21 protein-coding genes and 2 pseudogenes are annotated in these 22,606 nt (G+C 29.7%); 10 read left to right on the forward strand and 13 right to left on the reverse strand.

Features of this window, described 5'->3' with window-relative positions; translation table 11 throughout:
• Window positions 1–17: 17 nt before the first annotated feature.
• Window positions 18–323: pseudogene (locus B2X73_RS14510) on the forward strand (LytR/AlgR family response regulator transcription factor); the annotation flags it as partial.
• Window positions 324–360: 37 nt separating this feature from the next.
• On the opposite strand, the pseudogene B2X73_RS14515 reads toward B2X73_RS14510, so the two are convergent.
• Window positions 361–1,265 (reverse strand): annotated as a pseudogene (locus B2X73_RS14515) (DUF6268 family outer membrane beta-barrel protein).
• Between the two features lie 305 nt (window positions 1,266–1,570).
• Between B2X73_RS14515 and B2X73_RS14520 the strand changes: the two are divergent.
• Entirely contained in the window at window positions 1,571–2,026 is a 456-nt protein-coding gene (locus B2X73_RS14520) for a DUF4442 domain-containing protein (RefSeq protein ID WP_286496307.1), read from the forward strand.
• 353 nt (window positions 2,027–2,379) lie between these two features.
• On the opposite strand, the gene B2X73_RS14525 is transcribed toward B2X73_RS14520, so the two are convergent.
• Window positions 2,380–3,861, reverse strand: a complete 1,482-nt coding sequence (locus B2X73_RS14525) for a PLP-dependent aminotransferase family protein (protein ID WP_286496306.1) — start codon at window positions 3,859–3,861, stop codon at window positions 2,380–2,382.
• Between the two features lie 86 nt (window positions 3,862–3,947).
• Here B2X73_RS14525 and B2X73_RS14530 point away from each other — a divergent pair, with 86 nt between their 5' ends.
• Both B2X73_RS14530 and B2X73_RS14535 read left to right on the forward strand, forming a co-directional pair.
• A complete protein-coding gene (locus B2X73_RS14530) occupies window positions 3,948–5,807 on the forward strand; it encodes a TonB-dependent receptor plug domain-containing protein (protein ID WP_291049283.1) in 1,860 nt (619 codons plus the stop codon).
• A gap of 126 nt (window positions 5,808–5,933) precedes the next feature.
• Window positions 5,934–6,920 (forward strand): lipoate--protein ligase, encoded by a 987-nt coding sequence (locus B2X73_RS14535; protein ID WP_219035158.1) that lies wholly within the window; start codon window positions 5,934–5,936, stop codon window positions 6,918–6,920.
• Between the two features lie 413 nt (window positions 6,921–7,333).
• On the opposite strand, the gene B2X73_RS14540 is transcribed toward B2X73_RS14535, so the two are convergent.
• The 9 genes from B2X73_RS14540 to B2X73_RS14580 form a co-directional block, all read right to left on the reverse strand.
• A complete protein-coding gene (locus B2X73_RS14540) occupies window positions 7,334–7,966 on the reverse strand; it encodes a response regulator transcription factor (RefSeq protein WP_125349324.1) in 633 nt (210 codons plus the stop codon).
• Between the two features lie 3 nt (window positions 7,967–7,969).
• Entirely contained in the window at window positions 7,970–10,021 is a 2,052-nt protein-coding gene (locus tag B2X73_RS14545) for a histidine kinase (protein ID WP_291096822.1), read from the reverse strand.
• 342 nt (window positions 10,022–10,363) lie between these two features.
• Entirely contained in the window at window positions 10,364–10,957 is a 594-nt protein-coding gene (locus B2X73_RS14550) for a hypothetical protein (RefSeq protein WP_291049288.1), read from the reverse strand.
• A 296-nt stretch (window positions 10,958–11,253) separates the two neighbouring features.
• Window positions 11,254–11,814: a hypothetical protein gene (locus B2X73_RS14555; protein WP_171622765.1), complete on the reverse strand. Its 561-nt coding sequence runs from the start codon at window positions 11,812–11,814 to the stop codon at window positions 11,254–11,256.
• Window positions 11,811–11,993, reverse strand: a complete 183-nt coding sequence (locus tag B2X73_RS14560) for a YqaE/Pmp3 family membrane protein (protein WP_171622766.1) — start codon at window positions 11,991–11,993, stop codon at window positions 11,811–11,813. Before B2X73_RS14560 ends, B2X73_RS14555 begins: the two co-directional genes overlap by 4 nt.
• Window positions 11,990–12,661, reverse strand: a complete 672-nt coding sequence (locus B2X73_RS14565) for an NAD-dependent epimerase/dehydratase family protein (RefSeq protein WP_286496302.1) — start codon at window positions 12,659–12,661, stop codon at window positions 11,990–11,992. Before B2X73_RS14565 ends, B2X73_RS14560 begins: the two co-directional genes overlap by 4 nt.
• Before the next feature lie 3 nt (window positions 12,662–12,664).
• The gene (locus tag B2X73_RS14570) at window positions 12,665–13,543 is read right to left on the reverse strand and encodes a flavin reductase family protein (RefSeq protein WP_286496301.1); all 879 of its coding nucleotides are present in this window, start codon (window positions 13,541–13,543) and stop codon (window positions 12,665–12,667) included.
• Window positions 13,544–13,552: 9 nt separating this feature from the next.
• Window positions 13,553–14,521: a fumarylacetoacetate hydrolase family protein gene (locus tag B2X73_RS14575; RefSeq protein ID WP_219035164.1), complete on the reverse strand. Its 969-nt coding sequence runs from the start codon at window positions 14,519–14,521 to the stop codon at window positions 13,553–13,555.
• An 87-nt stretch (window positions 14,522–14,608) separates the two neighbouring features.
• Window positions 14,609–15,484: a hypothetical protein gene (locus B2X73_RS14580; RefSeq protein WP_286496299.1), complete on the reverse strand. Its 876-nt coding sequence runs from the start codon at window positions 15,482–15,484 to the stop codon at window positions 14,609–14,611.
• Window positions 15,485–15,662: 178 nt separating this feature from the next.
• Between B2X73_RS14580 and pepE the strand changes: the two genes are divergently transcribed.
• The 4 genes from pepE to lpdA all read left to right on the forward strand — a co-directional run bounded on the left by pepE (window position 15,663) and on the right by lpdA (window position 18,965).
• Entirely contained in the window at window positions 15,663–16,385 is a 723-nt protein-coding gene (pepE, locus tag B2X73_RS14585) for a dipeptidase PepE (RefSeq protein ID WP_286496298.1), read from the forward strand.
• A gap of 166 nt (window positions 16,386–16,551) precedes the next feature.
• Window positions 16,552–16,749: a hypothetical protein gene (locus tag B2X73_RS14590; protein ID WP_291059613.1), complete on the forward strand. Its 198-nt coding sequence runs from the start codon at window positions 16,552–16,554 to the stop codon at window positions 16,747–16,749.
• Window positions 16,739–17,446 (forward strand): S41 family peptidase, encoded by a 708-nt coding sequence (locus tag B2X73_RS14595; RefSeq protein ID WP_291059615.1) that lies wholly within the window; start codon window positions 16,739–16,741, stop codon window positions 17,444–17,446. The genes B2X73_RS14590 and B2X73_RS14595 overlap by 11 nt, the downstream gene beginning before the upstream one ends.
• 118 nt (window positions 17,447–17,564) lie before the next feature.
• Window positions 17,565–18,965, forward strand: a complete 1,401-nt coding sequence (gene lpdA / locus B2X73_RS14600; protein WP_115000751.1) for a dihydrolipoyl dehydrogenase — start codon at window positions 17,565–17,567, stop codon at window positions 18,963–18,965.
• Window positions 18,966–19,161: 196 nt separating this feature from the next.
• On the opposite strand, the gene B2X73_RS14605 is transcribed toward lpdA, so the two are convergent.
• Window positions 19,162–19,905, reverse strand: coding sequence for a hypothetical protein (locus B2X73_RS14605; protein WP_286496295.1), 744 nt, complete (start codon window positions 19,903–19,905; stop codon window positions 19,162–19,164).
• Window positions 19,906–19,976: 71 nt separating this feature from the next.
• Here B2X73_RS14605 and B2X73_RS14610 point away from each other — a divergent pair, with 71 nt between their 5' ends.
• Together B2X73_RS14610 and B2X73_RS14615 are read left to right on the forward strand one after the other, a co-directional pair.
• Window positions 19,977–20,675, forward strand: a complete 699-nt coding sequence (locus tag B2X73_RS14610; RefSeq protein WP_038331486.1) for a pseudouridine synthase — start codon at window positions 19,977–19,979, stop codon at window positions 20,673–20,675.
• A 114-nt stretch (window positions 20,676–20,789) separates the two neighbouring features.
• A complete protein-coding gene (locus B2X73_RS14615) occupies window positions 20,790–21,383 on the forward strand; it encodes a hypothetical protein (protein WP_038331490.1) in 594 nt (197 codons plus the stop codon).
• Window positions 21,384–21,414: 31 nt separating this feature from the next.
• Here B2X73_RS14615 and B2X73_RS14620 read toward each other — a convergent pair whose 3' ends face one another.
• Window positions 21,415–22,551 carry a DUF6438 domain-containing protein gene (locus B2X73_RS14620; RefSeq protein ID WP_291049304.1) on the reverse strand — a complete coding sequence of 379 codons (1,137 nt, stop codon included), beginning with the start codon at window positions 22,549–22,551 and terminating at the stop codon, window positions 21,415–21,417.
• Window positions 22,552–22,606: the final 55 nt, after the last annotated feature.

The following is a 22,606-nucleotide window of genomic DNA, read 5'->3' on the forward strand; positions in this document are numbered from 1 at the left end:
ACTTTCGTTAGGATATCCAAGGAGATACTTTTACCAAAATTTCTTGGGTAGATATTCTGTATGTAGAAAGTATGCAAAATTATGTAAAACTACATTTCAAAGATAAATCTATTCTAATTCACCAAACCATGAAAGTATTAGAAGAATCTTTACCAATGAATCATTTTTTTCGAATACATAAATCTTTCTTAGTGAATGTTACACATATAGAGATAATTTCTGGAGGTCGAATTTATATTGGCAAACATGAACTTCCTATTTCTAGGAATAAAAAGGATGAGTTACTTAATCAAGTTGTTTATAAAAAATTAATTAGTAAATAAAAACAGTCTCAATAAATTTTGAGGCTGTTTTATGTGATTAAGGTAAGTTCCAACGTAAACTCAGCGCAGAATAAAAGGTTGTCGAAAAACGAGGATCTGCAATTTCCTTCTTTCTAAAAAGACTCTTTAAGTTTCTTTCATTTTCAGAAAAAGATCGTACCAAAGTCGTTCCTCCTGTTAATTGGAGTTTTAGCGAATTACTCAATTTTATTTCAGGACGTAAACCAGCAACAACTTGCTGATAACCTACTAATAATGATTTGCCTTCTTTGGATCTTTCAGCAACCATTCCACTAAGATTTACCACGCTTTTCAAAGCAAAGTTTGTTGTCATTTGGTAACCTGCTTCTACACCTTCTGGAAAATTAATATTCACATTGAATTTGTCACCTCCAGTTTTCCAATCAAAATAAATTCCTGGCATTACCATAGGAACTCCAAAGTTATTCGATAATACAGGTCCTAACCCTAAAGCTAATTTTGGATTAAAATGTTTAATAAATAAAACACCTCCTTGACCCAAAATATCATCGGTAGATATATTTTCCATATCAGTGTAAATACCTACTGAAGCCATTGTCAAAATAGACCATGAGAACTAATAGGTGAAAAGTATTGTAAACCAATTTGAGTATTCAACATTTCTGAAGGAAATAATTGTTCTTCATAATTTTTATTGTTCATTCTTGCATATGCAGTACTAAATAGCAAAGACCAGTTGCTATATTTTCCATCTTTCAATTCTTTCGTATATAAAGGAATTTTCAAACTCACTTCTGCTTTTTTGAAATCGCTTTTAGAATCTGTTTTTAAACTATCTATTGGACGTATATAATTGGAAAATGGAACATATTCCATTTTTAATTTACCTCTAATTTTATTTTGTGCATTCAAGAAAGTAGTCAATAAACTAAACGCGGAAATTAAAATGTTTTTTTTCATCTTTTTTTGCCAAAGAGAGGAGTTTTAATAGTAAAAAAATAAATTAATTGACGAATTACTATTCCTGATTGATATACGGTGATAGAAGAACGATATCATTATTTATAATCTAAAGTCGAGAATGAAAGACAAGAGTTTTTTGATTACTTTTTTGCGCTCTAAATATCGATGAATTGCATCTTCTCCTCCTAGTAGAATAAGGCGTAATGAATAAATAACTTTAGAATTAATTTCTTCAATAATTGAAGAAAATCAAATAAAACATTTACTTTTATTATATTAACCCTTTTTGATATAATGAGAATATGAACAAAGAATTTTTTAAAAATATACTGACAACTCAAATTCCGATTGCGTGGATTGCTGGAGTTCGTTTGGAATCGTGGGAAGAAAATAAAGTTTCGATACGAGTAAAATATGGATTCCTTAATCAAAATCCGTTCAAAAGTATGTTTTGGGCGGTGCAAGGAATGGCAGCAGAATTTTCTTCTGGTTTGATGGCAAATGCTAAGATTTCTAAATCAGGTGAAGATATATCGATGTTGGTTTTGGGAATGCAATCGAAGTATTTGAAAAAAGCTATTGGTAAAATTGTGTTTACTTGCGAAGATGGAGAAAAAATAGACGCAGCTATAAAAGAAGCGATCGAAACGAAGAAAGGTGTATCGCTAAATGTGACAAGTAGAGGCGTAGACGAGGAAGGAGATATTGTTTCAGAGTTTCAGTTTACGTGGACATTCAAGTTGAGAGATAAAAAATAATGAAACCAATACTTAAAACATTTTTAATTTCTGTACTATTTAGTTTTATTGTTTCTTTTGTAAGTTGTTTAGTATTATTTCTTCACGAATCCTACAAAAGTTATGGTTCAATTCGTATTGTAAATTTTTCTAGTGTTATGTATTTTATAATTCAGTATTCATTTTTAGTTGTTTTACAGTTGATTATACTTAATTTTTTGGTTGGAATTATGCTAAAAAAATTCAAAATCAGACTATCAAAACAATTTATAATTTATGCTTTTTTAGCGTTGATTTATTTTATAGGAATTAATTATTACATTGATTTTAGATTAATTGTAATTAATCCTACATAAAAATATAAAGGCTGAAATTTATTCAGCTTTTTTTGTGATTTCTTGTTTCAAAATTGAAATTACTTCATCTATTTCTTCAAAATTTAGATGCGCAAATCCAAGGCGAATTCCAGTTTGATGTTGGGTTTGATATAAAATTGTTTGTGGAATAAACAATTCATTTTTTAAACAATTTCGTTTTAATTCCATTAAATTTATAGGTTGATTAAAATTAATCCAAACAGCTAAACCTCCATTTGGACTAGTAAAACTGATAAAATCATTTAATTCCGTTTTCAATTTCTGACAAAAATAATCGCGTCGTTCTCGATAGGTTTTACGATGTTTTTTTAGGATTCGATTTATTTCACCTTCGCTAATCATTTCACCTAAAACTTGTTCGATAAATGGATCAACCTGTTGATCAAGAATTGATAAGTGTTTCTTCGCTTCAAGAATTAGATTTTTCGGTGCTACAATAAATCCAATTTGGTAACCTGGTGCAAGATAATGACCAAATTTTCCAGTATAAAGAACCATTCCATTTTGATCCGAACTTGCCAAAGGTAAAATTGGATGATTGCTGTAATGGAAATCAAAATCGTAATCATCTTCCACAATTGCAAAACCAAATTCCTGCGAAAGTTGTAGTAATTCAACTCTTCTTTGCGAACTTAATGTAACCGTTGTAGGATAATGGTGATGCGGTGTAACGTAAACAATTCGTATCGGAAATTGCTCGCATAATCTTCTTAAATCGTCGGTGTCAATTCCAAATTGATCCGTTTTTACTTGTTTGATTTTAGCAAATTGTGTCTGAAAAATCATGTTACTTTTATAATAACTTAAATTTGCAACCGCAACAACATCATTTTGTTTCAGTAGAATTTCTGCAATTAAAAAAAGTGAAATTTCCGAACTTCTCGTCACTAAAATATTCTCTTTCGAAATATGTAAACCTCTTGTCAAATTGAGATAATTTGCTAAATTCTTTAAAAAGTACTCATTTTTGGACTGATTTACCTTTGAAATTGACGTTTTTCTTTTTAAAATAGCTGAATATAATTTAGCAGGAAGTTTTAGTTCTGCTAACCGATGATCGATTGTTCCATCGGTTAAATATAAGCGTTGATTAAAATTTTCGTACGGATTATCCAAAAGTATCGATTGTTCAAATTGAAAACCTGTTTTATCAGGATACAAATTGATTGAAAATTGCTTTGGAACAATGGTTTTCTGAAACTTTTGAGAAGATTGACTTAATACATAACTTCCTCTATTTGGAACGATTTCTATCCAACCTTGGGCTTCAAGTTCCTGAAAGCTATTGACAATCGTATTGCGATGAAGCGTTAAAATATCACTTAACTGCCTCGTTCCAAGTAATTTTGTGCCGCTTGGAATATAACCTAATTGTATTGCTTTAGCCAACTGATTCGCTAATTGAAGGTAAATTGGTGTATCCGAATTACGTTCGATTTCGATAAAACTTTTGTATGGTATTTCAGCCGGACTATTCATTATCTGTAAACTGGTATATTATGGCAGATCGGAAAGGTACTACTTTTGCGTCAGATTTAACTCAATTAATTAAATAATTAGTAAAAATGAAGAAGATTACTATGGTATTGTGTTTAGCTGCACAAAGTATTTTTGCACAAAATGTGAATGATACCATTGCGATAGGTGAAGTTTCTATTTTAGATAACCGTCTGAATACGCCACTTTCTAAAGAAAATAGAAACATTTATGTATTAAGTAAATCAGAAATTAACAAATTACCTGCACGTTCTTTACAAGATGTGTTGCAGTATGCATCTGGAATAGATTTGCGTCAACGTGGTCCATTCGGAACGCAAGCTGATATCTCGATGGATGGTGGAAGTTTTGAGCAAACATTGATTTTGTTGAATGGTGCAAAAATTATGGATCATCAAACAGCTCATAATGCGCTAAATCTTCCCATTCCACTAGAGGCGATTGACAGAATTGAAGTGGTACGTGGTCCGGCTGCTCGTGTTTATGGAAATAATAGTTTGACAGGTGTGATAAATATTGTCACGCGTCAACCAAAGAAAACAGGAGTTTATGCGAATACTTATTTTGGAACAAATTTTAAGAAAGATAGTGAAGATACGGACGATACCTATACAAGTAGAGGTGTGCAACTTGGCGCGAATTTGGCAAAAGAAACGCATCAACATCAGTTGTATGTGAGTCACGATTGGGGAAATGGATACCGATACAATACAGCATACGAAAACAATAAATTGTATTATCAAGGAAACTTTCAGTTTGATGATGCAAATAGTTTAGTTGCTTCGTATGGTTATGTGAAAAATGGTTTCGGATCAAATGGTTTTTATGCTTCACCTGGTGATAAAAATTCGAAAGAATTAGTTGAAACAACGTTAGTTAATATTCAGTCAAAACATAAATTATCGGATCGAATTTCGTTAGCACCACGTGTGAGTTATCGTTACAATTTTGATGATTATCGCTATTATAAAAATGATTTGAGTAAAGCACGTTCTCTGCATTACTCAAATTCTATTTCGGGAGAAGTAAATTCGACCTATCAATTGAATAAAGATCAAATTGGAATAGGAGTTGAATACCGAAATGAGCAAATTTCATCAACTAGTATCAAAAATCATACACGCGATAATGTTGGATTTTATGCGGAATATAAAACGGATATTACACCAAAACTGAATGTAAATATAGGAACGTATGTTAACTATAATTCTCAATATGGTTGGCAAGCATTTCCAGGAATTGATGCGAGTTATGCGGTAAATTCGAACTTGAAATTAATGGTAAATGCAGGTACAAGCCAGCGAATTCCTTCGTTTACAGATTTATATTTGGATCAACGACCAGGAAATATAGGGAATGCAAATGTTGAATCTGAAAAGGCATTTCAAACAGAAATTGGTTTCAAATACAACAAAAGAAATTGGACGTTTAATGCCTATTATTTTTATCGTTCGATCACAGATTTTATCGATTGGGTACGTTTAACATCTAATGAACCTTGGCAAGCGCAAAATTTTGGAGATTTGAGAACACATGGATTTAATACGAAGGTTTCATATTTAGCAAACCTTTCTGCGAACCAGAGTTTGAAATTTTCTTTGAGCTATTCTTATCTTGATCCTGAGTTTAAAAATGTTGATGATCAATACAATTCTAAATATAAAATAGAAAGTTTAAAACATCAGTTAATCAATACAATAGATTATGCAATCGGAAGAACTACTTTAAGTTTAGCGAATCGTTATAATACACGTCAATCATATAAATCTTATTGGATTACTGATGCAAGAATTAATCATTCATTCAAAAATAATTTGAGTATTTATTTTGATGCACAAAACATTTTTAATACTACGTATAACGAAGCTGGAGCCATTCCGTTGCCAACAACTTGGATGAGTTTAGGAATTAAATTTACAGGGATTTAGATGATGACAAACATTTAATATTCTCTTTAATAGTTTATATTATAAATGCGATGAGACAACTTTTTTAGGAAAGTTGTCTCTTTTTCATTCCATAAATTTCTTCCTAACTTTGCAAAAATAAATTGTATGATTATCATCGATTCGCCATCTCATGATGCGTATTTCAATATAGCTTTAGAAGAATATTTATTGTACCACTATCCAACAGAAGATATTTTTTTGCTGTATATCAATGCTCCGTCAATAATTGTCGGAAAATTTCAGAATACATTGGCAGAAATTAACTTGGATTATGTGACTGAGAATAATATCAAAGTTGTTCGTCGCATGTCGGGTGGTGGAGCTGTTTATCATGATTTAGGGAACCTAAATTTTTCTTTTCACACATTATTAGGACAGAATGATTTTATGGATTTTTCAACATTTACCGAGCCTATCATCAAATTATTAAATAGTTTGAATGTTCCTGCAAAATTGGAAGGAAGAAACGATTTGTTAGTTGATGGTAAAAAGTTTAGTGGAAATGCAAAATTGGCTCGTAATGGAAAAATGATTCAACACGGAACGATACTTTTTAATTCGGACATGTCAGTTTTAGGCGATGCATTAAAAATTAATCCATTAAAATATGTGGATAAAGCCATCAAATCTAATCGTGCACGTGTGATTAATTTGATCGAATATTTTCCAAATGAAATGACGACGGACGAGTTGAAAGCTTTGTTGATTGATGAAATGTTAGAAACAAATGAAGGAGCGACAATTTATCATTTAACAATCGAAGATTTGAATGGTATTGCGAAATTGATTGAAGAAAAATACCAAACATGGGATTGGAATTTTGGTTTTTCACCAAAATATAATTTCAAAAATGCAAAGAAAATTCCAGCAGGTTTTATTGAAGTTCACTTGGATGTAGAGCGAGGCGGAATAATTGAAAAAGCTAAAATATTTGGTGATTTCTTCGCTTCAGAACCGATTGAAGGTTTAGAAAATAAACTAATTGGTGTTAAACATAACGAAGAAGAAATTACAAAAGTTCTGAATTCTATTGATGTAACAGATTATTTTGGAAAGGTTACAGTAGACGAAATTTTAGAATTATTTCGATAAAATTATAAGCCAAATTTTTATGAAAGTTTGGTTTTTTGATTTCAATTTTACTTCTAGATAAAAAATTCTGTTTCTTCTTAAGAAATTGTTGAATCCTTTCTGGATACTTGTTTTTTTACATTTTAGATGAAAAATCGTTTTGAAAACTTACTTGATCTAATTTTAACCTTCCTATTTCTCAGTTTTTTGCAAAAATAAAGACGGAAGAGCTCACGACTTTTAGTTAATTAGTAATATAAAAAAAATCGCTTAAGTAGAGAACTAAGCGATTTTTCAATAGATGTAGTTAAGGTAATAAGAATTGGTTAGTAATCTTATTTTGGGTTGTTTAGTGGTTGAAATATAGATTGTTATTTCTTTTTCAAAATTGATAAAAATTTTAGAATTAAAATATCCCTATTTATAGGTATTTTTTAAGGTTTTGAAATCAATCCATATTCTATTGCTGATGTGATTGCTGAACTTAAATTTGATGTTTTAAATTTTTCGATCAAATTTTTTCGATGACTATCTACCGTATGTGTACTAATAAATAACTTATCTGCAATTTGTTGTGTTGTTAATCCTTGTGCAGCTTCAATTAAAACCTCTTTTTCGCGACGCGTCAATTTCGGAATCGTATTCAAACCATCTTTTTCCTTTTTACTCATCACATTTTTGGTTTGTGAACAAAGAAATTTCTTTCCATCAAAAATAGAATTAATTCCTTCTAATATTTCGTCAACAGAAGCATTTTTCTGAATATAACCCGAAGCACCTTCTTCCAAACAACTATTAATTACAGCGTATTCATTGTGTACGCTCAACATAATAATGTGCATATCAGGATATTTTTTCTTGAAAGGTTTAATCAATTCAATACTATTAGTATCCGATAAATTGATGTCTAACAAAAGAATATCAATTTCTGTTGTTTTTAAGGCTTCTTGTAATTGTTGAGCCGAAGCATAACAATCGACCACTTGTAAGTTTTGTTGATTACTCAAAATATTTCGCAAACCTTCTAATAATAAAGGATGATCGTCTGTGATTGCTATTTTTATCATAAGTTATATTTTAGGAAATTGGAACTCTATACTTGTTCCTAAATCGATTTCTGAATGTATATTTAATTGTCCTTTTAAAAATTGAATGCGTGATTGAATATTATGTAAACCTGCTGATTTCGTTAGTTTTGTATTATTCATGTCAAAGCCTTTCCCATCATCTTCAACGGTTACAGAATAGTTTGTCTCATCTTCTACAAATTGGATGATAATTTGTGCTGCATTTGCATGTTTAATGGCATTATTTACTAATTCTTGAATGATACGATAGACCAATAATTGATTTTCTTTGTCAAGAGAATTAGTATAGCTCAAAAATTGAACATCAATATCCAATTGTTCATTTGACATTCGGATTGCATATTCTTTTAAGGCTTCTTCCAAACCATATTTCAACAACAAATCTGGCATTAAATTATGTGCTACACGACGCAATTCATCAACTGCTCCATCTAATTGATGAATGGATTTTGCCATATCCTTTTTAGAATGATTGTCAATTTTATCGTTGAGATGCGTTAATTGAATTTTTGTTCCAGAAAGTAAGCCACCTAAACCGTCATGTAAATCACGTGCAAGACGAGCACGTTCTTGCTCTTGACCATCAAGAAGTGCTGTTAAAGTAGATATTTTAGAATTTTGACGTTCTTGTTCAATTTCCAATTTATACAATTCTTCACGTTGTTTTAGATGTTTGTTGCGTTGTTTTAAGGCATAAAGCAAAAGAGCAAGTAAGGCGATGAAAAAGATAATCGAAAAGATGTAATATTTGTTTAATTTATTTTTGAAATTAAGTTCGGTGATATAATTAACCAATTCATCCTTTCTATTTTTATTTTCTAGTTTAGAAAGCCTTAAATTTTGTTCAGAAATCGTTAATTCTTGTGAACGTTTATCGGATTCTAATCGAGTTAATTTTAATTGTTTACGTTGAAATTCTTCACTTAATCTAGAATTTTCTAATTCTTGTTCTTGTTGAATTCCTAATGAATGCATTAGTTGAATTTGTTGTTCTTTTTTCTCAGCTTCTAATTGCAAACGAATCATTTGTTGTTGCTGACGTTCTTTATCAAACTGAGCTTCCAAACGTTTACTGATTTGCGCTTGCTCGTTATCATAAATTTCTTTGTAAGTGGAAGTGTACAATTTATAATAACGCAAGGTTTCTTTGTAATTTCCTTCACGATCTTCAATATCAGATAAACTCAAATACAGAGAAAGCAGAATATTCTTGTCTGGAATTGTATTCTCGTTGACTTTTATAAGCGAATTAAGTAAATAATTTTTTGCAGTAGAAACTTCGTTATTTTGTAAAGATAATTCTGCTAAAATACCATTAGCAGCAGCAACGTGATCGGATTGATGATTTTGTTCAGCAATTTCTTTGGCTAAATACGCATATTTGATAACTTTTACTTGATAGTTTTTGGGATAAAACTGAAGATATAAATTGGCTAGATTAATAGCTACAAACGACAAGTCTGTCGCTGTAGCCATTTCACTTTTGTTTTTATAATACGTATTTATAGCGTTAGTATAATATTTTTCAGCTAAATCTCGTACAAAAATATTTTTCTCATTTTGCATAAATTTTTGCTCGTACATGTATCCAATCGACATATAAGAAGCAAAAATTAAATTAGGATTATTTTGTTTAAGTGCTACTTCTAGAGCAAGTTTGCTGTACTTTTCTTGTAATTCATAATCATCCCATCTCGAATAAATTCCAGTCAATTCGTTATAAATAGAACTCATTCGTGTAAGAACAGTTGGCGTAACAGTAGCTTTATCTAGAAATTTAAGACCATCAATAAAGTTTTTTACAGCCTTAGAGTCTTCATTGTTTCTTAAATTCAACCATCCTTCGCAATATTTAACATATCCTTTTGTTGAATAATCAGTTGTGCGTCCGCTGTAATAAATTGCTTTTTGCAAATTATAATTTGTTGCATTCAAATTATCATCAATACGATTATTCATTGCAGAAACAGCATGTAAATATGCAGCATATTTTCCATCACTCAGTTTTTCGGCGCTAGAAATATTTTGTTTCAAAACAGCGAAAGCTTTTTCTTTTTGATTATTAAATAATAAAGCTTGCGCATATTTTCCTGTTATTTCGTATCGTTCAATAGAATTAGGAGCTGTTTTATTATATTGATTCTCAAAATTAATCAGTACTTCTTGTGCATTAGCAATTCCACTAATAGCGCATAAAATGACGACTATAAGTTGAAATAAAAGATTTTTCTAAAGCACTATTACTTTTTAACATATTGAGATGTTGAGTTTATTTGAGCTAATATAATGTCTTTTGTAGAATCAAAGAAACTAAAACAATCCGAAGAATGTTTTAGTTTGTACATAAGTTGAGGTAGGTTAGGATATAGATTATTGTTATTTCTTAAAATTAATATGAACGTCGAAAAATTCACCCTTTTGAAGAATTCCGTCTAAATTTCGATCAATAATTAAAGCAATATGTACTTGATCGTTGTCGTAAATATTCCAATCCATTTCAGCGTCATATTGATAAACACCTTTTAATGTCCATTTGTAAATATCCCAATTTCCAGACGTTCCAATTTTATCCACACGTTTTTCATTATTTGAAACATAATATAAATATTGATGTCCATCATACGATAAAAACGGATAATATATGACTTGGTTTTTCTCTGCAGCAAAACCACTACTAGGTTCAAAATATGGTATGCTTTCTATTTTTATTCCTTCTTGAAAATTAACATCAGCCGAACTATCAGTCACTAATGCTTGTGCAGCGTAAAACAGATTTTTCTTTTCTTGATAAGGTTTATTTAGATATTCAATACTAAATTCTTCAGGACGAAGCGTAATTGTTTGATCAGCTTGATTAATATTAAATGTTTTATTTCCTTGTTTTATTATAATATTATTAGTTGTATATTCTTGTGCATTTCCAAAAGAAGGCAAAAGACTACAAACCATTAGAACCATTATTTTTTTCATCTACTTTTCTATTCTGATAGTGCTAAATTATTTCGAAAATTCTTCAAAAAACTCACTATAATTATTGAATTTACTAGATTAAATCGTAAATAAAAGAAATAACGAATTTATTTTAACTAATGGTACAAGAATAACAACTGTGTACAAATATCAAAAAGTAGATGAAAATACGCTGGTGTTGATAGAATATCGTGATAAAAATAATGATGGGAAAGAAGATAAAATCTTAAATTATTATGAACATAAATAACGCAAAAAGACAGCTTAATTAGTTGTCTTTTTTATTAAAAATTATTTCAATTTTGCGAGAAAACAATATAATTCCTTGCTAATTTATCTTTGTCAATATCAAACAAATGCAATTCAATTTCTTGTTGAATTTTCTTTAAATCTTTAATTGGTATTAATATCGAAGTCTGAAAAATAACTTCTGGTAATTGAGAATCTTCTAAATAATCAATGAAAACTAAATCTCCAACATCTAAATCATTTTCATTTTTAATTTTCTGAATTGCAAAATCTAATTTTGAATACTTAATAGAAGAATATTTTGTTTGATATAAACCAAAATCTCGATTATAACTAATTGTCTTATTATTGATAATAATATTCTCTTTTCCATAAATATTCCACAGAAAATATCGAATAATAAAATAGAAAATAAGGAAGCTGATTATAGAAATTGGAACAAAGAAATTTTGCGGCTCCGAATCAATTATTGTGATTAAACTAATCGGAATTGAAATCATCAATAAAATGCAAAAGAACAAAAAGAATTTTCTCCTTTTAGAAGGATTAATTTCTAAAGTGACGTACAAGTTAATGTTATCTTTTGCTATTTTATATTGATTTATCATCTATTCAATTCTTTTATCCTTGCTTTGTTTCTTCCGTCCAAAAGTGACGCAACAGCCCAAATTGCTGCGGGCAACCATCCAATTAAGGTGATTTGTAAGATTAAGCAAATAACGCCTTGTATTATTTTTCCTCTTAAAATGAATGATAACCAAGGTAGGAGTACGGCTAGTATGATCATTGTGTTGTATTTATCGAATTAATTATTTCGTTGTAATGTAAAATTGAAACTTTATTTGATGTTGAATGCAAATCATTTTCAATAAGTGATTGAGCAACTTTTCCAGCTTCAATTGATTTATATTTAGATAATTTTCCGCGTAAAAAGAAATTGATCAAAGGAAAAACTTTTGAACTTATATTCTCAGCCAAACGATATTCCTCTCGATTGCCAATTAACAAAGATGGACGATACAAGAATAATTGTTTGATAGTATTCTTTTGCAAAGTTTCTTCGGCTTCGCCTTTCATTTTTAAATAAAAATTAGACGAGTTCGCATTTGCACCAACTGCCGAAATATAATGAAACTTAGTTAATCCTTTTTGATTCCCAATCTTTGCAAATTGATTCGGAATATCGACTTCAATTTTACGATAAACATCTAAATCAGGCGTCTTTTTTCGAGTTGTTCCCAAGCACGAAAAAATAGAATCAATCTGCTGGATTTCATCTAAATTAATTTCTGAATTAAAGTCAGTGACGATTTCAATTAACTTTGGATGATTGATTTGTTGAGGTTTTCGAACAATTGTGATAATAGTAGCATAATCAGGATGATTGAATAACTTTTCTAAGAGAAGAGAACCAATTAAACCTGAGCTTCCTAAAACCAATGCAGATTTACCCATCATCTAAATTTTCATTAACAACCAATACCACGCACCATTTACATCACCTTGTTCCAAAAGTTTTGCTGCAACTTGATGACGAACCTCAACAGATTTAAACTTTTGAATATCTAATCGTTCTGTCAATTGTTCCTTGAAATTAAGAATCATTTCATCTGTAGGTAATTTTTCTACATTTCCTAATTGACCTAAATTATTACCTGTTAAATAATTAGAATGCTTCACTTCGTCAGGAAGTTGATCTATTCCCAAACCAATTGTACGCGTAGGTTTTTCGACTTCGAAGATCGATTCTGGAATAACTCGGCAATAATAATCACCTCCCATACGAGCAACTAAATCCAAATCATAAGGCGAAACTTTATCATTTTCATCCAGTAAATCCTCTTGTACATGCATGCGCACAATTTCTGCAATCACCAAATTAGCTGCACCTGGTTGATCTGTAACAGAAATTACTTCACGCACTTTACATTCAAATTGAATCGGAGATTCGGCTACACGAGGAGGTTTAACCAACTCTGAAGGTAATTCTGTAAAACCAGCTTTCACAAATTCATTTACACCTTTTGGATATTCCACACTTGCCAACGATTGTTGCTGAACCATGTTATAATTGACAATATTAATTACACATTCAGGGTGTTCCCAAACATTTTCTAATGTATGCTTTGTCGATCCATCTCTCATTTTTCGAAGTGGAGAAAATACACAAATAGGCGGATTTTGTCCCATCATATTGAAGAATGAAAATGGGCTCAAATTTACATTTCCGTCTTTATCTATCGTACTTGCAAAGCAAATAGGACGTGGAGAAATAGCGTGTTTGAAAATGTCATTAAATTGACTTGTATTTGGCTCAAAAGATTTTGTATGTTGCATAAGTTGAGTTTATTGGGTATAAAGATGAACAGAATTTACTAATTTTCCTAATCCTGTAACAGACATTTCGATAGTATCATTTGGTTGTAACCATTGTTCTTTATAAGCTGGATTCTGACGTTTTCCAGTTCCATTCAATTCAAGAAAACAACCTGTACCAACCGTTCCAGACCCTATAATATCACCAGGATAAAGTTTGACACCATACGAAATACGTTCGATAATCTCGGCGAAAGTCCAATGCATATCTTTGAAATTTCCATGAGAAACTTCAATATTATTGACTGAACAAGACATTTCTAAATCATAACAATTTCCGATATGTCCTTCTTTAGGCTCAACTTTGTATTTTTCGATTTCGTTTGGTGTTACTAAATATGGACCAAACATCGAAGCGAAATCTTTTCCTTTTGCAGGACCAAGATTCAGTTTCATTTCTTCCATTTGTAACGCACGTGCACTTAAATCATTCAAAATCATAAAACCACCAATATATTCATCTGCATGTTCTGCTTTTATATTGATACCTTCTTTTTTGATGACAATAGCGACTTCAAGTTCAAAATCCATTCGATTGAAATGTTTTTCCATGGCAATTATTTTTCCTGGACCTTGAATAGCTTGATGATTAGAGAAATAGAACACAGGAAATTGATCAAATTCTGGAATCATATCCAAACCTCTATTCAACCGAGAAGTTTCTACATGTTGACGAAACGCATACGCATCTCTAAAACTTGAAGGATGAGGTATTGGAGCCAAGATTTGAGGCTCTTTTACTAGAGCTTTCTTATGTTCACCACGATTGATTTCGTTTGTAATCTGTTGACAAATTATAAGTGAAAAATCATCATCAGCTAAAATATCAATTAGGGTAGAGGGTAAGTTGTGATTAATCTGTGTCAAATCATAGATAGAGTCTTGCAAAACAAGACCTACTTTTTCTTGTCGATTGTCTAAGAAAGTAACGAATTTCATTATTTGTTGTTTGAGAGGTGAAGATACGAAGATGATTTTAATGTTGAAATAAGTGAAGAAAAAAAGAGAAAATTTATAGAACTTATTTTATTTATTCATAATAGAATCTATTTTCAACGTTAACTTATCAGCACCTTTTGCATTTAGATGATCTGAATTTTTGAAATCTTTTTTATTGAAATCTTTATTATTAATAAAATAATCGATGAAAACGACATTATCGTATTTCGATAAGCGATTAATATTATTTTTTAAGTTGAAATATTGAGGTGTATTTATGACATAATTTTTATATAAATTGGTTGTAGGAGTAGCCAATAGAACAATTTTTATATCATTTGATTTTGCTTGTTTTATAATTTGTTCTAAATCATAAAAATGTGTTTTTATAATACGTTGTACTTGATTTGAATTTAAATTTGCACGATGTCTTTCAAACGTTTTTTTAGCGTAAATACTATCATTCCAACTTGGTTCGTATCGCTTTTTTATATAACCATTAATATCTATTGTTAAATTATTTTTATCCTGAATCCAATAATCTTTTATTCGATTATAATTAACATCAATAGGTTCTGAAAAAATTTCGTAATTAAGATTAAAGTCGTTATTATTTATATCAATTTTCCAATAAATTGAATAATATTTTAATTTCTTTTGATTAAAATTATTCAATTGTTTTGTAAACGAAAAATACGAAATGGGAATAATAATGGTTTTTAAATTGGGTAAATATTTTCGATTTTGTTCAAAAATTTTATAATCTAAATCTAGTGATTGAGCAGAATGTGCAGCATTAAAAGTTTTATTGGTAAATAATTTTGGATTGAGCCCTGTAAAAGTATGTGAACTTCCAAGAATCAAAGTTTCTATTTGTTTTCCATTTTCTTTTAAATAATCTGCTTTGTATTTGTAATCGTTGGGAATTTTTCGAAGTGTTTGTTCTATTCCAATTATTATCATAATGACAACTATGAATAAAGGTATTATGAAGCGTACTATTTTTTTCATGCAGATTTAAAAATCTTGAAATTCTATTTTTTTAGAATTGCACAAAAGTAATCTAATTCGGTATAATTTTTTGTCAATTTTTTACCTACTTTCTTATTTTAAACTTACTTTTGAGTTAAAATTCAATAACATGATAAACCCAAATGATAGACTATTAGTGATAAGTACGAGTACTATTCACGGCTATAGTTTTTTAGAATATATAAAAGATGAAATCAAAGAATTTATTCAATCTGATGAAATTATTTTTGTTCCTTATGCGCGACCTTCGGGAATTTCGTACGATGAATATACGCAAAATGTAAAAGATGCTTTGCAAACGGTTGGGGTTTCTGTAAAAGGTTTGCATACTTTCGAGAATAAAAAAGAAGCAATTTTGCATGCGAAAGCGATTTTTATTGGAGGAGGAAATACATTTTTATTGCTAAAAACGTTGTATGAAATTGGTTTGGTAGAAGAGTTGAGAAGTGCTGTACATAACGGAACACCATATATTGGTACAAGTGCTGGAAGTAATTTGACAGGTTTAACAATTGGTACAACAAATGATATGCCGATTGTTTATCCGCCAAGTTTTGATGCGTTACAATTTTTACCTTTTAATATTAATCCGCATTATTTGGATCCTGATCCAAATTCTACACATAAAGGTGAAACAAGAGAAACTCGTATCAATGAATTTCACAAGTTTAATCATCAAGTTGTCGTTGGATTGAGAGAAGGAAGTTGGCTTCGTGTAGAAAATGGAGTAGTGGAATTGAAAGGAAAATTATCGGCCCGAATTTTTAGACAGAGCGAACAACCAATTGAAATTGAATCCGGTATTTTAGAGGAAAAAGTTTATAGTATTTAAAAATCATTTATCTTTAAATTTCATAATATGAATTTAGAGAACAATGAGGATAAATAAATTTTCTTTTATTTTTTTGATCCTTTTTACATTTGGTTGTAAAGAAAAGATCGTTAGTGAATCATCAGTTTCAGAGATTCCATCTGATTATGAAGAATTATTTTCTGTCATGAAAAAAGGCTTTATCGATAGAGATAAAATTGATTGGGAGAATTTGGAGAAAAAAGTAATCGAGAAAACTAAAATATCGAAAGATTCGGCGATTGTAGAGGCAATTACTTTATTAGGAAATAATCATACACATTATCTTACGAAAGATAAAGTGTTATTAACAGGTCGTTTTCCGAAAGCAAAAGTTGAAAGATAAAGTGTTATTAACAGGTCGTTTTCCGAAAGCAAAAGTTGATAGCGCTTGTTTGTTAAAAGTAGAAGATAATAATAAGTTAACTAAAATTCCTGACGTTGCGTATATTAGGATTAAGCGTCATGGGTACAATAAAACAATAAGTGATAAAGACTATATTTTCAATAATCTGAAAATTATTTCTGAACAAGCAAATTCTAATTATTGGATTATCGATTTGAGAGATAATACGGGAGGTTCTAATTGGGTAATGATAACATCTTTATTACCATTTTTTGAAGATAATGTATTAGGATATTCTAAAATTAATAATGATGATATTCCTTGGTCAAAAAAAGATGGATGTTTTTTTAATGGAGTTAATAATTTATCAAAAGGATATATTAATTATCCGATAATAAATACAATTCATCCAAGGAAAATTTATGTTTTGATTAATCATAGGACAAGTAGTGCGGGCGAAGCTACATTAATTACGTTAAAATCACTTTCGAATGTGAAAGTTCTAGGTAAGAAAACGATGGGAGCAGCTACTATGAATACGAATACAAAATTGTCTAATGGCGATATGCTTAATTTAACAGCTGGATATATGATGGATGCTAAAAAGAACATTTATCCATATGGAATTGAGCCAGATTATGAATTGTGCACAGAAGATGAAATTTTAAACTTTATCAAATCAGATATTAAAGAATAGCTTATTTTTCCCAATTTCCTAACAAAATTCATTACAATTTTATAACGAAAATCTATTCGATATTGGTTATATTTGTAGAGTTTAAATTAATTATAATAATAAATCAAAATAAAACTATATGAGTTCTTATGATGTAGCCGTAATTGGTGCTGGACCTGGAGGATATGTTGCAGCTATTCGCGCAGCGCAATTAGGATTTAAAACAGCAATTATCGAGAAAGAAAGTTTAGGAGGTACATGTCTTAATGTAGGATGTATTCCATCAAAAGCTTTATTAGATTCTTCTCACCACTATTACGATGCTGTAAATCACTTTAAAGAGCACGGAATCGAAATCGATGCTCCAAAAGTAAACTTCACTCAAATGATTGCTCGAAAAGCAGGTGTTGTAGATACTAACGTAGCTGGTATCAAATACTTGATGAGTAAAAATAACATTGATGTGTTAGAAGGTACTGGTGCTTTTAAAGATGCAACTCATATTGTAGTTACAGCTAAAGACGGTTCTACTCAAGAAATTGAAGCTAAAAATACAATTATTGCAACTGGATCAGTTTCATCTGAATTACCATTTGCACCAACAGATAAAACTCGTATCATCACTTCTACAGAAGCATTAGCTTTATCTGAAGTTCCAAAACACTTAATCGTTATCGGTGGTGGTGTTATCGGATTAGAGTTAGGATCTGTTTACTTACGTTTGGGTTCTCAAGTAACTGTTGTAGAATATGCAGACCGTGTTATTCCAGGAATGGATGGTGCTTTGTCTAAAGAGTTGACAAAAGTATTGAAAAAACAAGGAATGAAATTCCACACTTCAACTGGTGTAACTTCTGTTGTAAATAACGGAAATGATGTTACATTAAAAGCAACTTCTAAAAAAGGAGAAGAAATCGAAATTAACGGAGATTACGCTTTAGTAGCTGTTGGTCGTCGTGCTTTCACAGGATCTTTAGGTTTAGAAAACGTAGGAGTAGAGGTTGACGAAAGAGGTCGTATCAAAACAAACGATCACTTACAAACTAATGTTTCTAACATTTATGCGATTGGTGACGTTGTTGCTGGTGCAATGTTAGCACATAAAGCAGAAGAAGAAGGTGTTTTAGTTGCTGAGCAATTAGCAGGTCAAAAACCTCATATCAACTATAACTTAATTCCTGGTGTTGTTTATACTTGGCCAGAAGTTGCAGGAGTTGGTAAAACAGAAGAGCAATTAAAAGAAGAAGGAGTAGAGTACAAAGTTGGTTCTTTCCCTTTCAAAGCTTTAGGACGTGCTCGTGCATCTATGGATACAGACGGTTTTGCTAAAATTTTAGCTGATAAAAACACAGACGAAATCTTAGGAATGCATATTATTGGTGCTCGTGCTGCTGATTTAATTGCAGAAGGAGTTGTAGCAATGGAATTCCGTGCATCTGCAGAAGATTTAACAAGAATGTCTCATGCTCACCCAACATTCTCAGAAGCGATCAAAGAAGCTGCTTTAGCTGCTACAGACAATCGTCCAATTCACGCTTAATCAAATAGATTTAAGATAAATTCCTAAAAAGCTGTTCGTAAGAGCAGCTTTTTTTATAATTTTAAACTTTATAAACATCAAGAATGGAAAATATCACGACTTTATTCAAAGAAAATTGGGACACAATATTAATTACTGTTATATCAGTGATAACATTTTATTTTGTATTTAAATCGAAAGAACGAAAGAGAAGAAATTAATTTTCCTTAAAGTAAACTGGGTTTGGGTAAAGAAATTCATAATTAAATTCATCTTGTATTTTTTGACTTGAAATTATTTTTCCTTCACGACTTATAGAGGAAATAATTTTCTTATTTAATTGATATTCTAACACTTCTTCTTTAGTAGGATGTTCTGGTGAAACGATATTATAAATTGATGAATTTTTATTTATATGAATTATTTTTTCGATCACTTGACAAACATCTAGATAATGTATATGATTGACCATTTGAGATAGATTAGAATGTTCTAAAGTTAAATATTTAGAAAGAAATCTATCGTTTCCCATTAGTCCGCCTAAACGTAAAATGATTAATTGATTATATTTTTCTTTTAATTGATTTTCAATTGAATAATAAGGATTATTTAAATGAATAGTTTCAATTGGATTTTCAAAAATAATTTCATTATTTTCAGAATAAATTGCTGTTGAACTAAGCAGAATAAGTTGATTATTATAATCTCCTAAAAAGTCAATTAAATGCTGAAATCTTTTCTGTAAATCGTCTAAATTATTTCTTCTTCCAAATGGAATTGTCACAATAACAAAATCATAATTGTGTTTAATTTTTTCAGATTTGTAATGATCAAAATCGATTGAAAAACAATTTTCTGCATCCGAAATTCGTTTCGTAGTTTCAATCAAAAATTGCTTTTCTAAATACTTTTCTAATCTTGATCCCAACCAACCTTTTCCAATAATCAATCCTTTTTTCATTCAATTTTATTAAGCAATAAATATAATACTGTTCTATTTTCTAACCGAAAATAACTTTCTATTTTTGCCAAATGTTAGAAATTCTTTATCAAGACGAATATATTATTGCCATTAACAAACCAAGTGGATTGTTGGTTCATAAATCTTTTTATGCGCGTGATGCGTCTGTTTTTGCGGTTCAGGAATTACGCAATCAAATTGGTGGACAACATGTTTATCCCATTCATCGTTTGGATCGTAAAACGTCAGGAGTTTTGCTTTTTGCTTTAGATAAAGAAAGTTTAAAAATTATGAATGATCGTTTTGCAACACGCGAAGTTGAGAAAAAATACTTGGCTATTTTGCGTGGTTGGTCGCCAGAAGAAATGACGATAGACTATGATTTGACGAATGATGATGGTGTAAAGCAAAATGCAATTACCTATTTTCATCGTTTACAAACGGCAGAAATTGATTTAGAATATAACAATCATCCGACTTCACGTTATTGTTTGGTAGAAGCAATTCCCGAAACTGGTCGTATGCATCAGTTGCGTAAGCATTTTCGTCATATTTTTCATCCAATTTTGGGAAGTCGTCCGCATGGATGTAACAAGCAAAATAAATTGTGGTTAGAGAATTTTGGATTGAAAGGAATGATGCTTCACGCGCATGAACTAGTGTTTAATCATCCAATTACAAATGAACAACTTGTTTTGAATGCAAAGGTAAATGAAGAATTTTCTAAAGTTGGAGATATTCTTGGGTTAGATTTAGAAAAATATAAATAATCTTAATTAATATTTCTCAATTTATCATTTATATTAAATTTATAATTCAGAACGTTAAATAATTGAAATTGAGAATAATGTTTCATAAATTAGTAGAACCAAATATTCTTGCTTATGAAACATTATTTTTACTCATTTTTTACTTTATTTCTTTTATTTAATTGTTCAGAAAATAAACCTGAAATTAAAAAGCTCACTCAACAAGAATTAACAGAAACAACAGAATTTAAAGAAGCTTCACCCGAAAAAAAACAATTATTTTCTGAACTTACAGCTTTTCAGAAAGATTTACAAAGTAAGCAAGCTCAGAAAATTCCAGATTATTTGGATTGTCCAAAACGTATCGAAGAATTAGATTTGAATACTAAAAATACAGCGATTCGTACTGATGTTGAGGCAAATTCATTTCGATTATCGACAAATTTAGTTACAGATAATTTTGATTTGATTTACAATGAATTAGATTTGAATATTATTAATGAAGCAATAAAATCTATTCCAGAAACGGATTTATTGGCAAATGATAATGTATCGACAAATGTAAAAATTGGTGAATGCGATTATCATACTTCAATTTTGATGAAAAACAAAGAAGTCGAATTTAATATTAAATCTTCGACACCAAAAAATGAATGTAAAAAAGATCAAAAATGGAAATTTGTTTCGAATGGAGAAATTCTTGTTTTAGATCATCGAAAAATGTTATAATTAAAAAAAAGTTCAAATTTTGAACTTTTTTTTAATTTGTATAATAGTTATTATTCTCTAAAAAATTATAACCCAAATCATAATATTGTATTGGTTCATTTTTAAACTTTATTTGAAAGCGTTGATGATCCGTTTCCAATGATTCTAAACTTTTTGGGTTAAAATATTTGTGCTCAGAATTCCAATAATAATTAGGTCTAAAATTGTTTATTTTTATAGTTTTAGATGTAAATTTAAATGGATTTGTTTGATGTTTCATCAATTCTGTCCATAAATAGAACATCTGATAATTACTAAAATCTTCTCCATTTTCTGTTTTATAAAAATAAAGAGGGTTTTGAATTGAAAAATAATTTTGAGATTGATACGGTTTTTTATCTTCCAAATAATAATCCATCAATCGTAAAATATCTAATAATTGTTTAACTTTCGGTGGTCCATCATTTAAATAGAATGAAATTTTCTTGATTACTTTTTCGTCTTTTACAAAGACTAATTCTTCGTAATTACCATCTGTTGCAAGCCTTTCATATTTATTTGGTAAATTCTTAATATCAATCTGATTTAATATTTTTTTAAAGTAATTAAAATATTCCTTATTAATTTTGCCTTTGTAAAGACCTTCTATATTTGTAAATTTTTCACCATCATATATAAAAGTCCCATCAGCCTCTATTCGATAATTATAAATAGGACAAGTTCCATAACAACCACTACTTGTAACGATTATTGCATCAAATTTGTTTTGATAAACTTGTTGTGCTTTTTCTTTAACAAGCATAAAGTTTTCGAAGTAAATAGTATCATTTGTAAATTTCTTTATTTCACCATACTCGATATCTTGTTTTGTTAGTGTATTGTACCAATAAATAATGGAATCTTTAATAATGAATTTTGTCTTATAACCTAAATAATTATTTTTTTTTGTTTTTTTATTATAATTGTGAAATTGATTAGCGTCAAACAATGTATCATTTTGAAAAGTGTATAAAACATTAGGTTTGAAAAAAAAATCAGGAGGAGGTAAATCTTCATCTATCATAGTTTCTTCAGGATAATATTCTTTTATCCAATTTCCTTGTAAAGCATTATTAGCTTTACCATCAAAGGAATTGTGACAACTTGTGATAATTATTAATAGTAGAATATATTGGCTTAATTTATTCATTTTAAACTTTATTTAAATAAATATAGTGATTATTAAAAATAAAAAAAGCAACTTT

The organism is Empedobacter sp. UBA7252 (assembly GCF_002472765.1).
Lineage (GTDB): Bacteria > Bacteroidota > Bacteroidia > Flavobacteriales > Weeksellaceae > Empedobacter > Empedobacter falsenii_B.